This is a genomic window from Streptomyces aureoversilis (assembly GCF_042657885.1).
Taxonomy (GTDB): Bacteria; Actinomycetota; Actinomycetes; order Streptomycetales; family Streptomycetaceae; genus Streptomyces; species Streptomyces aureoversilis.
Window position 1 is genome coordinate 106,933 of sequence record NZ_JBHSKJ010000016.1, and the last position, 12,265, is coordinate 119,197.

Annotated in this window: 6 protein-coding genes; 2 read left to right on the top strand and 4 right to left on the bottom strand. The window is 72.7% G+C overall.

Annotation, left to right across the window (positions count from 1 at the left end):
• Positions 1-46: 46 nt before the first annotated feature.
• A complete protein-coding gene (locus ACFPP6_RS26065; RefSeq protein ID WP_382046972.1) occupies positions 47-2,125 on the bottom strand; it encodes an N-6 DNA methylase in 2,079 nt (692 codons plus the stop codon).
• Between the two features lie 210 nt (positions 2,126-2,335).
• Here ACFPP6_RS26065 and ACFPP6_RS26070 point away from each other — a divergent pair, with 210 nt between their 5' ends.
• Both ACFPP6_RS26070 and ACFPP6_RS26075 read left to right on the top strand, forming a co-directional pair.
• Positions 2,336-3,055, top strand: a complete 720-nt coding sequence (locus tag ACFPP6_RS26070; protein WP_382046975.1) for a hypothetical protein — start codon at positions 2,336-2,338, stop codon at positions 3,053-3,055.
• 160 nt (positions 3,056-3,215) lie between these two features.
• On the top strand, positions 3,216-4,694 hold the full coding sequence (locus ACFPP6_RS26075) for a DUF2079 domain-containing protein (RefSeq protein WP_382046978.1): 1,479 nt from the start codon (positions 3,216-3,218) through the stop codon (positions 4,692-4,694).
• A 27-nt stretch (positions 4,695-4,721) separates the two neighbouring features.
• On the opposite strand, the gene mfd is transcribed toward ACFPP6_RS26075, so the two are convergent.
• From mfd to ACFPP6_RS26090, 3 genes are all read right to left on the bottom strand, one after another.
• Positions 4,722-8,255 (bottom strand): transcription-repair coupling factor, encoded by a 3,534-nt coding sequence (mfd, locus tag ACFPP6_RS26080; protein WP_382046981.1) that lies wholly within the window; start codon positions 8,253-8,255, stop codon positions 4,722-4,724.
• Between the two features lie 267 nt (positions 8,256-8,522).
• The gene (locus ACFPP6_RS26085; RefSeq protein ID WP_382046984.1) at positions 8,523-11,096 is read right to left on the bottom strand and encodes an ABC transporter permease; all 2,574 of its coding nucleotides are present in this window, start codon (positions 11,094-11,096) and stop codon (positions 8,523-8,525) included.
• Positions 11,093-11,881, bottom strand: a complete 789-nt coding sequence (locus tag ACFPP6_RS26090; protein WP_382046987.1) for an ABC transporter ATP-binding protein — start codon at positions 11,879-11,881, stop codon at positions 11,093-11,095. The genes ACFPP6_RS26085 and ACFPP6_RS26090 overlap by 4 nt, the downstream gene beginning before the upstream one ends.
• Positions 11,882-12,265: the final 384 nt, after the last annotated feature.

Below are 12,265 nucleotides of genomic sequence, written 5' to 3' on the forward strand. Positions count from 1 at the left end.
GACGGTGTGACAGGTCACTCAAGTCACGCGCACCGCGCGGAAGCCCCTATTCCGGGCGGACGCTCCCATCCGTCAGGCCGTCGAACAGCCCCTGCACCAGCCGCTCCCCCAGCCGCTCCGCATCCCGGAGCGCCTCCTCGAACGCGGCGAGCTCGCGGAAGCGGCCGCCGTAGCGCCGCTGGTCGGCCGGGGGCAGCCGGGGCACCTGGAGCCGGCGGACGTCGAGGCGGGTGGCGGTGGAGGCGTAGCTGCTGGCCTGGCGCTGGTTGGCACTGCCGCGCAGGAAGCCCGCGAGGAACCACGGGTCGAGGGCGGCCGGGTCGGGGCGCAGCAGGAACAGGCCCCGGCCCAGGGCGGCCCCCGAGGTCTCCTCGTCGATGACGCGGGCCACGGTGACATCGCCGACGACGGGGACGACGACGTCACCGGCCTGCACCAGGACGGGCTCCTCGGCCGGGCCCTCCGGCAGCGCACCGGTGGGGCCGCTGCCGGCCTTGACGTCGTAGTCGCTGAGCACCGGCGGGGCGGGTGCGGCGGGATCGGGCGTGGCGCCCGGGCCGCCGGCGCGCAGCACGAGGGCTCCGGCCCGGGCGAGCTCGCCGACGGTGGTGGTGGGCCAGCGGGCCGGGTCCCCGGGCTCCGCGGGCGGGGCGGGGGCGAGGTCGTTCGTCCGCCGCAGGGTGGCCCGGAGCCGGTCGTGGACCTCGGAGAGCCCGGCCGCGCCGCTGCCGGCGGCGGGCGGCGGCAGATGGCGGGCGGGGGCGAGGTCGACGTCGTCGTCGAGCAGGTCGATGACGGGGAGCGAGCGGCAGCGGCCCGGCTTCTCCTCGACGGTGCCGTGCCGCTCGAAGTCCTCCCAGGCCTCGAGGACCTCGGCGCGGACGGTCTGCCAGGGCAGCTTGTCCCGCCCGGCGGGGGCCAGGTCGGCGGTCTCGGCGAGCAGGACGTGCGGGGTGGGCGAGGACTGGGCGCCGGGCCGGCGCAGCACCCACACGTGCAGCGGGATGTTGTAGGGCGGGGCGGCCCCCGTGGGCAGGGCGATGACGGCGCGCAGGGCGCCGCGGCGCAGGAGGTCGGCGCGGATGCGGCGGCCGGAGCGGCGGGAGGCCGCGGCGGGCGGCATCAGCAGGACGGCGGTGCCGCCGTCGCGCAGCCGGGCGAGGGCGTGCTGGACCCAGGCGAGCTCGGACTCGGTGCGGGCGGGGAAGCCGTACTCCCAGCGCGGGTCGTAGGCGAGCTCGTCGTGGCCCCAGTTGCGCTCGTTGAACGGGGGGTGGCACAGGACCGTGTCGGCCGCGGCGTCCGGGAAGGCGTCGGCGCGGAGGCTGTCTCCCGCGTGCACCCGGACCCGGGCGTCGCTGTGCAGGGCGAGGCGCAGGGCGGTGAGGGCCGCGAGGTCGGGATCGGTCTCCTGCGCGAGGAGCGTGGGCGCGGGGGCGGCCGCGCCGTCCGCGGCCGCGTGGAGCAGGCCGCCGGTGCCGCAGGCGGGGTCGAGGACGGTGCGCGGCCGGTGCCGGTCGGCGGGGCCGCCCTCGCCCAGGGCGGCCATCAGCTCGGCGGGGCCCGGCGGGGTGAGCGTGTGCTGCCGGGGGTTGGCGTCGAGGTGGCGGCCCAGGAGGAAGCCGTAGACGTGGGCGGCGCCGCGCCCGGAGGCGAGCTCGGCGGCACCGCGCAGGAGGGCGGAGGAGACGGCCAGCTCGGCGGTGGTGGGGATGCCGACGGGGTGGTGCGGCCCCAGGCGGGCGGCGAGCGCGGCCTCCAGGGCCGTGGGCAGCTCCTCGGCGAGCCCGAGGTCGCCGAGCGCGGCCAGCTCCAGCCAGGCGGCCGGCCGGTCGCGGACGAGGAGGAGGACGGCGCCGGCGTGGCGCAGGGCGGTCACGGCGCCGGCGGGGTGGCCCGCGACCTGCTGCCAGACCCGCTCGCGCAGCGGGACCTCGGCGAGCTTGCCCTGGTGGCGCAGCCACTGCTCGACATCCCCGAGGGCGAACGTGGGGCTGGTCTCGGTGCCCCCTATGGGCTGGGGGAAATCGGGGTGGCGCCGGCGCCAGTTGCTGACCGCCGCGCGTCCCACTCCGGCCAGCCGTGCGATCCCGGCCGCGGTGACCTCCGCTGCACTGTCCGGCACCTGACTCCCCTCTCCGGGGCTCACCTCCGCCGGGGCGGAGCGGACCCTCCTCGTCCTTCGCTGTGGTGCCGAGCATACCCGCGGGCATCGAACACACCCCTTCACAGTCGTGAACTCACCGAATCGCGTGAACATGGTTGACCCGGTTCACAAGCTCTGCTGTCATTGACGCGTCGGTTCGAAAAGATTCCCCGCCGAAAGGTGTCAGTCATGTCTCAGCACTCCCAGCCCAAGCAGCGGAACTGGTTCGCGCGGCACAAGGTCCTCACGGCCGCGGGCGCCCTCGCGGTGATCGTCGGCATCGGCGCCATGACCGGCGGCGGCGACGGGGACGGCGGCGACGGCAAGGCCACCGCCTCCGGCAGCGCCGCGGAGAAGAAGGACAAGGGCACGGGCCAGGACGGCAAGGGAGCCGGGGAGAAGGCCGCGAAGGGCGCGATCAGAGGGAGCGGTACCTACCAGGTGGGCTCGGACATCAAGCCCGGCACCTACCGCTCCCTCGGCAACAAGGACGGGTGCTACTGGGAGCGCGCCAAGGACTCCAGCGGCGAAGCCGACGCGATCCTCGCGAACGACAACGTCGTCGGCGCCTCGTACGTGACGGTCAAGGCCGAGGACAAGGTCTTCAAGACGCAGGGCTGCAAGAGCTGGGAGCCGGTCGCCGACGGCCAAGCCGGCGGCAGCCCGAAGACGGAGATGCCCGGCAGCGGCATGTACAAGGTGGGGGTCGACATAGCCCCCGGCACCTACAGGTCCACCGGAAACAAGCAGGACAGCTGCTACTGGGAGCGCGCCAAGGACGCCCTGCACGAGAGCGCCGACTCGATCATCGCCAACGAGAACGTGACCGGCAGCGCCCTGGTGACCATCGCCCCCGGCGACGCCTACTTCAAGTCGGCAGGCTGCACGGACTGGAAGAAGACCGGATGAACGGACGGGTTCCGAGAGAAGTACGACACATTCCAGCCGAACCGCCCACGGAGACCGTTCGTCTCTCGGAAAGGGGGCCGGGCTCCGGCGAGGCTCCGCGTATCTTTTCCGACAGTCATCCCGTAGTCGTCCCCCAGCCCCCGGAACAAAGGACTCCCCCATGGACTCGGCCGCCGCCACCGTTCCGGCACCGGGCGGGCCCGCGGCCGAGGCAGCGCCCGGCGGCCGGCCCCGCGCCACGGCCCTCCGGGCCCCGCGCTGGGGTCCCTACTGGCTCGCCGGCATCCTCTTCGTCCTCTACGCCGCGCTGTCCCTGTGCCGGCACCGCCGCATGCTCACGATGTCCTGGGACCTCGGCATCTTCGAGCAGGCCATCCGCGGATACGCCCACCTCCAGGCGCCCATAGCCGACCTCAAGGGCCCCGGCACCAACATCCTCGGCGACCACTTCAGCCCGGTCACCGCGCTCCTCGCCCCCTTCTACCGGCTCTTCCCCGGCCCGGCCACCCTCCTCGTCGCCCAGGCCGCGCTCTTCGCCCTGTCCGCGATACCGGTCGCCCGGCTCGCCGCCGGGCTCCTCGGCCGCAAGCGCGGGCTGGCCGTCGGCATCGCCTACGGGCTGTCGTGGGGCGTGCAGCGCGCGGTCGACTTCGACTTCCACGAGATCGCCTTCGCGATGCCGCTGCTCGCCTTCTCCCTCGAAGCGGTGGTGCGCGGGCGCTGGCGGGCCGCGGTCTGGTGGGCCGTTCCCCTGGTCCTGGTCAAGGAGGACCTGGGGATCACCGCGGCGGCCATCGGCGTGGTCCTCCTGATCCGGCTGCGCGGCGCGAAGGCCCGTGGCGAGGGCGTCCCGCAGAGCGCGACCCCGCTCGCCGCCGGCCTGGTGGCCTTCGGCCTGGCGGCCGCCGCGATCACCTTCGGACTGATCATCCCCGCCTTCAACACCAGCGGCGCCTACGACTACTGGAACAAGCTCGACGGCGGCGCCGGCCCCTCGCCCACGATCCCCGCCGACACCGCGATACGCACCCTGCTGTGGATCCTGCTGCCCACCACCGGGCTGCTGGCCCTGCGCTCCCCCGTCCTGATCGTCGCCCTGCCCACCCTGGCGTGGCGGTTCGCCTCCCACGACGACCACTACTGGGGCACCGACTGGCACTACAACGCCGTGCTGATGCCCGTCGTCTTCATCGCGCTCGCGGACGCCCTGGCCCGGGCCCGGGAGAGCCGCCGCCCGTGGCTGCGCTCCTCCGCGCACCACATGCCCGGCGCGGTCCTCGCCGCCTCGCTCGCCCTGACCTCGTCCATGCCCCTCTACGCCCTGACCGAAGCCGGCACCTACCGCGTCCCGCAGAGCGTCCGCGCCGCCGAGCGGCTCCTGGACCGCATCCCGGACGACGCGACCGTCGAGGCCGACATAGCCCCGATAAGCCGCCTCGCCGGCCGGTGCAGGGTCTTCTGGATCGGCGACACCCGCGGCATCACGCCGGACTACCTGGCCCTGCGGCTCGCCGACGGCAAGACGCCGGAAGACCTCGTCGCGGACGGCGAGCGGCTGCACCCCGGCGTGCGGTACGTCTTCCTCGGGGGCGAGGGGGGTTACGGGGTGCTCAAGAAGTCGGGGGCGGCCGCGTCCTAGCGCGGCCCGGCCCCCGGCCCCGGCCTCCTACGAACCCAGGATCGTGGTCAGGAACTCGCCCGTCCACGCCAGCAGTTCCCGGCCCACCAGCGGCTTGCCGCCGATCTGGCGCGTCGCCGGGCGGGGGACGAGGATCTGCTTCGTGGCGGGCTTCATGACCGTGCGCGGGTAGAGGCGCTTCAGGCGCAGCTCCTGGGACTCGCGCAGCTCCACGGGGCCGAAGCGCACGTTGGAGCCCTGCAGGGTGATGTCGGAGACGCCGCAGGCGCGGGCGAGCATCCGCAGGCCCGCCACCAGCAGCAGGTTCTCCACGGGCTCGGGCAGCTTGCCGTAGCGGTCGGTGAGTTCCTCGCGGACGGCGCGGATGTCCTCCTCGCTGTTCGCGGAGGCGATCGCGCGGTACGCCTGCAGGCGCAGCCGCTCGCCCGGTGCGTAGTCGTGCGGGACGTGGGCGTCGACGGGCAGCTCGATCTTCACCTCCAGCGGTGCCTCCGGCTGCTCCTCGCCGCCCTCCAGGGACGCCCGGTAGTCGGCGACGGCCTCGCCGACCATGCGGATGTAGAGGTCGAAGCCGACGCCCGCGATGTGACCGGACTGCTCGCCGCCGAGCAGGTTGCCCGCGCCGCGGATCTCCAGGTCCTTCATCGCCACGTACATGCCGGCGCCCATCTCGGTGTGCTGGGCGATGGTGGCGAGCCGCTCGTGGGCGGTCTCCGTCAGGGGCTTCTCCGGCGGGTAGAGGAAGTAGGCGTAGCCGCGCTCGCGGCTGCGGCCGACGCGTCCGCGCAGCTGGTGCAGCTGCGACAGGCCGAAGTTGTCGCCCCGCTCGACGATCAGCGTGTTGGCGTTGGAGATGTCGATGCCGGATTCCACGATCGTCGTGGAGACCAGCACGTCGAACTTCTTCTCCCAGAAGTCGACGACGACCTGCTCCAGCCGGCTCTCGCCCATCTGTCCGTGCGCCGTCTGGATGCGCGCCTCGGGGACGATCTCGCGCAGCCGCGCGGCCGCCCGGTCGATGGACTCGACCCGGTTGTGGATGTAGAAGACCTGGCCCTCGCGCAGCAGCTCACGGCGGATCGCGGCGCCGATCTGCTTCTGGTCGTACGGCCCGACGAAGGTCAGCACCGGGTGGCGCTCCTCCGGCGGGGTGGTGATGGTCGACATCTCGCGGATGCCGGTGACCGCCATCTCCAGCGTGCGCGGAATGGGCGTGGCGGACATCGTCAGGACGTCGACGTTCGCCCGCAGCTTCTTCAGCTGCTCCTTGTGCTCGACGCCGAAGCGCTGCTCCTCGTCGACGATGACCAGGCCCAGGTCCTTGAACTTCGTCTCGGACGAGAAGAGGCGGTGCGTGCCGATGACGATGTCGACCGAGCCGTCGCGCAGGCCCTCCAGGACGGCCTTGGCCTCGCTGTCCGTCTGGAAGCGGGACAGGGCCTTGGTGACCACCGGGAACTGGGAGTAGCGCTCGGAGAACGTGCCGAAGTGCTGCTGCACCAGCAGCGTGGTCGGCACGAGCACCGCCACCTGCTTGCCGTCCTGCACCGCCTTGAAGGCGGCGCGGACCGCGATCTCCGTCTTGCCGTAGCCGACGTCGCCGCAGATCAGGCGGTCCATGGGGACGGACTTCTCCATGTCCTCCTTGACCTCGGCGATGGTGGTGAGCTGGTCGGGCGTCTCCGCGTAGGGGAAGGCGTCCTCCAGCTCCCGCTGCCAGGGGGTGTCGGCGCCGAAGGTGTGGCCGGGGGCGGCCATGCGCGCGGAGTAAAGCTTGATCAGGTCGGCGGCGATCTCCTTGACGGCCTTCTTGGCGCGCGCCTTGGTCTTCGTCCAGTCCGCGCCGCCGAGGCGGTGCAGGGTCGGGGCCTCGCCGCCCACGTACTTGGTGACCTGCTCCAGCTGGTCGGTGGGGATGTAGAGGCGGTCGCCGGGCTGGCCGCGCTTGGCGGGCGCGTACTCCACGAGGAGGTACTCGCGGGTGGCGCCCTGGACGGTGCGCTGCACCATCTCGATGTAGCGGCCGACGCCGTGCTGCTCGTGGACGATGTAGTCGCCGGCCTGCAGGGTCAGCGGGTCGATCGTCTTGCGGCGGCGGGCCGGCATGCGGCCCATGTCCTTGCTGACGGACTTCTGGCCCGACAGGTCCGTCTCGGTGAGGACGGCGACCTTCAGGCCGGGGTCGACGAAGCCGTTGTCGATGCTGCCGCAGGAGACGTGGACGACCGACGGGGACAGCTCGGCGACATCGGCGTCCAGGCGGGCGGGGATGCCCTCGCCGCCCAGCACCTCGACCGTACGGGCCGCCGGGCCGTGGCCCTCCGTGACGAAGACGGTGCGCCAGCCGTCGGCCAGCCAGCCCTTGGTGTCGGCCAGGGCGCGGGCGGTGTCGCCGCGGTAGGTCTCCGGGGCGTGCATGCCGAGCTTGAGGGTGTCGCCGTCCAGCTCCTCGTCCGCCGCGAAGGGGCTCACCGACCACCACATCTGGCCCAGCTCGCGGGCGCGGTCGCGGACGTCCGCGATGCCCCACAGGGAGGCGGCGTTCACGTCGATGGGGGCCTCCCCGCCGCCGGCCGTGGCCGCCCAGGAGGCCTGCAGGAACTCCTGGCTGGTGGCGACGAGGTCCGCGGCGCGGGTCCGCACGCGCTCCGGGTCGCACACGACCGTCATCGCGCCGGCCGGGAGCACGTCCAGCAGCAGCTCCATCTCGTCCACCAGGACCGGGGCGAGGGACTCCATGCCCTCCACCGCGATGCCCTCGGCGATCCTGGAGAGGAGCTCGCCGAGCTCCGGGTGCTCCTCCGCCAGCGCCGCCGCCCGCTGCCGTACGTCCTCGGTCAGCAGCAGCTCGCGGCAGGGCGGCGCCCACAGGCCGTGCTCGGCGACCTCCAGCGAGCGCTGGTCGGCCACCTTGAAGTAGCGGATCTCCTCGACGTCGTCGCCCCAGAACTCGACGCGGAGCGGGTGCTCCTCGGTCGGCGGGAAGACGTCGAGGATGCCGCCGCGGACGGCGAACTCGCCGCGCTTCTCCACCAGTTCGACGCGGGCGTACGCGGCGGCCGCCAGCGCGGCGACGACCTCCTCGAGATCGGCGCTCCGCCCGCTGCGCAGGCTGACCGGCTCCAGGTCGCCGAGCCCCTTCACCTGCGGCTGCAGCACGGACCGGACCGGCGCGACGACGACGCTGACCGGGCCCGCCGCGGGGTCGTCCTTGCTGGGGTGCGCGAGGCGGCGCAGCACGGCCAGGCGGCGGCCGACGGTGTCCGAGCGGGGCGAGAGGCGCTCGTGCGGCAGCGTCTCCCAGGCCGGGAACTCCACGATCCCGTCCGGCGGCAGCAGCGAGCGCAGCGCGGCCGCGAGGTCCTCGGCCTCGCGACCGGTGGCGGTCACCGCCAGGACGGGCCGCTTGGCGTCCCGGGCGAGCGCGGCGACGGCGAAGGGCCGGGCGGCGGGCGGGCCGACGAGGTCGACGTGCGGGCGGTTGCCGTCGGCCGCGGCCTTCACCGCTTCGGCGAGCGCCGGATCATTGACGACGGCGTCGAGCAGACCGTGCAGGCTCATGAAGGCTTTTCCCGTCCCGGGGGTGGACAACGCGAACGGCCCGACGCGGGCTGTTCGGCCCGTGCCGGGGGTCTCCAGACTACGACGGCACGCCGACACCGGCCCGTGGACGGCGCTTCGGCACCACGCGCCGCGTCGCCTGACGTCCCGGGCAGGAAGAAGCCCGGCCCGGACACACACCCCCGTGGTGTGTCCGGGCCGGGCTTTTCAGGGGGCGCGGGCCTTGGCCCGCGCCCCCGCCGCCCCCTCGCGGGGGGCAGCAGTCTGCTAGTCCGTGGCGATCGCGTTCAGGACGTTCATCCGGCCCGCCCGGAACGCCGGGACCAGCGCGGCGAGCAGGCCCACCACCGCCGAGCCCAGGAAGACCGCGGTGATCGTCGGCCAGGGGATGTCCAGGACGCCGAGGCCCTGGAGGGCCAGGAGCTTCTGGGACGTGGTGCCCCAGGCCATGCCGAGGCCGAGGCCGAGCAGGGCGCCGAAGAGGGCGATGACGACCGACTCCAGGCGGATCATGCGGCGCATCTGGCGGCGCGAGAGGCCGATCGCCCGCAGCAGGCCGATCTCCCGGGTGCGCTCGACCACCGACAGGGCCAGGGTGTTCACGACGCCCAGGACCGCGACGATGATCGCGAGGGCCAGCAGGCCGTAGATCATGTTGAGCAGCTGGCCGACCTGGTCCTTGATGAGCTTCTTGTAGTCGGACTGGTCACGGACCTTGACCTGCGGGTAGTCCTCGACCGACGCCTTGAGCGCGGCGGCGGCCTCCTTCGTCTGCCCGTCGGCGGCCTTGGCGAGGACCATGAAGTCCAGCGGCATCTTGTCGGCGGGCAGGTAGCTGCGCGCGGTGGCGATGTTGGTGTACATCGCGCCCTGGTCGATGCTGGTGTCGTCCGAGGTGACGGCCTTGACCGTCAGCTGGGCCGTCCGGCCGTCGACCATGGCGACCTTCAGCCGGTCGCCGAGCTTGATGCCGTGGTCCTTGGCGAAGCCCTCCGGCACGGACATGGAGTCCTTGGCGTAGGCGTCCTTGAGGTTGCCCTTGACCGTCTCGGCGCGCACGTCGTCGGCGTAGGTGGGGGTCACCGCGGAGAGCCGCTGGGTGGCGGTCTTGCCGTCCGGGGTGGTGATCTTCGCGTTGACGATCGTGTATTCCGTGACGTGCTCGACGTGCCCGGCGGACTTGATCGCCTTGACGACGGCCGGGTTCAGCGGCTGCTGGTTCTCGGTCTGGACGATGAAGTCCGCACCGACCGACTTGTCGAGCTGGTCCGTGGCCGAGGCGACCATGGAGGAGCCCACCACCGACAGGGCGGCGACCAGCGCGAGGCCGATCATCAGCGCCGAGGCCGTGGCGCCCGTGCGGCGCGGGTTGCGCAGCGCGTTGCGCTCGGCGAGCCGGCCGACGGGCCCGAAGACCCGCAGCACGATCGCGCTGATCACGCGGACGACGAACCCGGCGAGCAGCGGGCCGACGACCACGAAGCCGACGAGGGTGAGGAAGACGCCGAGGCCGAGCATCCCCGAGCCCGCCGCGGCGTCGTCGGACTTGGCGGCGGCGACCAGCGCCAGCCCGCCCGCGGCAGTCAGCACCAGGCCGATGGCGGCCCGCACCTTGCCGGCCTTGCCGTCGGCCGGGGTGCCGGCGTCGCGCAGGGCGGCCATCGGGGAGATCTTGGTGGCCTTGAAGGCCGGCAGGCAGGCGGCGAGGACGGTGACGACCACGCCGATGGCCAGGCCCACGACCGGCGTCGCGGCCTTGATCGTGAGCTCGCCCATGTCGAGCTTCATGCCCATGGAGCCCATGAGCTCCATCAGCCCCACCGCGAGGGCGACACCGCCGCCGATGCCCAGCACCGAGCCGACGACGCCGAGCAGCACGGCCTCCACCAGCACCGAGCGCAGGATCTGCCGGCGGCTGGAGCCGATGGCCCGCATGAGGCCGATCTCGCGGGTGCGCTGGGCGACCAGCATGGAGAAGGTGTTGACGATGAGGAAGATGCCCACGAGGACGGCGATGCCGGCGAAGCCGAGCAGCGCGTACTTCATGACGTCCAGGAAGGAGCCGACGTCCTTCTTGTTCTCCTCCTTGGTCTCGGCGGCGGTCCGCAGGGCGTAGTCGCCTGCGGAGGAGCCGAGGGCGGCGGAGACCCGCTCCTTGAGCTGCTCGTCGCTGACGCCGGAGGCGGCGGTCAGCCCGTAGCCGCTGAACTCGTCGGTGCTGCCGAGGAGCTTCGCCTGGGCGGTCGGGGTGTCGAAGTAGAAGAGGGCCGCGCCGGGGTTCGTGGTCTTGAACGTGGCGATGCCGACGACCTTGACGGAGAAGTCGCCCGGGGCGGCGATCACCCGGAGGGTGTCGCCCGTCCTCACGCCGTGCTTGTCGGCGGTGTCGGCGTCGACGACGGTCTCGGCCGGGCCGTGCGGCTCGTGGCCGCTGGTGATCTCGACGGACTTCTTCTGGCTCTCGTCCCAGTTGGTGCCCACGGTGGGGGCGCCGGAGGTGGGGCTGAGGCTCTTCTTCCTGCCGTCGACGACGGTCAGCTGCTGGCTGTCGGCCGACGGCTCGACCTTGGTGACGCCCTCGACCTTGGCGAGCTTCGCCCGCAGCGAGGCCGGGACGGTCGCCGGCTTGCCGGTCTGCTGCGCGTCGTCGTTCTTCTTCGGGCCGACGGAGACGTCGGCCGCGGTGTTGGCGAAGAGCTTGTCGAACGTGGCGTTCATGGTGTCGGTGAAGACGAGCGTGCCGCACACGAACGCGACCGAGAGCAGGACCGCGACGGCGGAGAGCGCCATGCGGCCCTTGTGCGCGAGGAAGTTGCGCAGGGAGGTCTTGAGGACGGTCACGACACCCGTCCACGCGCGTCGAAGTTCTTCATGCGCTCGAGCACCGCGTCGGCGGTGGGGCTGTACATCTCGTCCACGATCCGGCCGTCGGCGAGGTAGAGCACGCGGTCGGCGTAGGAGGCGGCGACGGGGTCGTGGGTGACCATGACGATGGTCTGGCCCAGCTCGTCGACGGAGCGGCGCAGGAAGCCCAGCACCTCGGCGCCGGCGCGCGAGTCGAGGTTTCCGGTCGGCTCGTCACCGAAGATGATCTCGGGGCGGGCGGCGAGGGCGCGCGCCACGGCGACGCGCTGCTGCTGGCCGCCGGAGAGCTGGTTGGGGCGGTGCTTGAGGCGCCCGGCGAGGCCCACGGTCTCCACGACGCGGTCCAGCCACGCCTTGTCCGGCTTGCGGCCGGCGATGTCCATGGGGAGCGTGATGTTCTCGATGGCGTTGAGCGTCGGGAGCAGGTTGAACGCCTGGAAGATGAAGCCGATCCGGTCGCGGCGGAGCCGGGTGAGCTTCTTGTCCTTGAGGCCGGTTATCTCGGTCTCGTCGATGAAGATCTGGCCGGACGTGACCGTGTCGAGGCCCGCCAGGCAGTGCATCAGGGTCGACTTGCCGGAGCCGGACGGGCCCATGATGGCCGTGAACTGCCCGCGGGCGATGTCCACGTCCACGTGGTCGAGGGCGGTGACCCGGGTCTCGCCGGACCCGTACGCCTTGACGACCTCGCGGGCCCTCGCCGCGACGGCCGCATGTCCTCCACTGCCCCCGGTCCTGGGAATCGATACAGCCGTTGTCACGGTGGTTCTCCTATACATGCTCACTGAGGGGGTACGGTCCACAGCCTGCTGGAAGGCGGGGGCCCGCGGCGATGGTGCTCGTCCGTGTATCCGTGGTGGGGCTATCCCCACCACCGCTCTCCGGCCGCCCTCGAAAAGGCTAGGCAGCGGCGGACTCCGGCTCCTCCCCCTGCGGTACGAACCGGGTGGCGGGACGAGCAGGAGAAAGCCGGGAACGTCCCCTAGGGGATCCGGCGTTGCCGGACTCGTCCGTCTCGGGGTTGACGGACCCCGAGCATGCACCCTGCCGCTACGTAAGGCTCAAGTGAGACCCTGACCGACGAATGCTTGCAAGGGGAAACGACCTCGGGGGGCGGCGTTGGGCGGCACGGGCGGCACGGGCGG

Coding starts and splice junctions, on each gene's coding strand:
- ACFPP6_RS26075 (WP_382046978.1), top strand. CDS start 3,216: ATGGACTCGGCCGCCGCCACCGTTCCGGCACCGGGCGGGCCCGCGGCC.
- ACFPP6_RS26070 (WP_382046975.1), top strand. CDS start 2,336: ATGTCTCAGCACTCCCAGCCCAAGCAGCGGAACTGGTTCGCGCGGCAC.
- mfd (WP_382046981.1), bottom strand. CDS start 8,255: ATGAGCCTGCACGGTCTGCTCGACGCCGTCGTCAATGATCCGGCGCTC.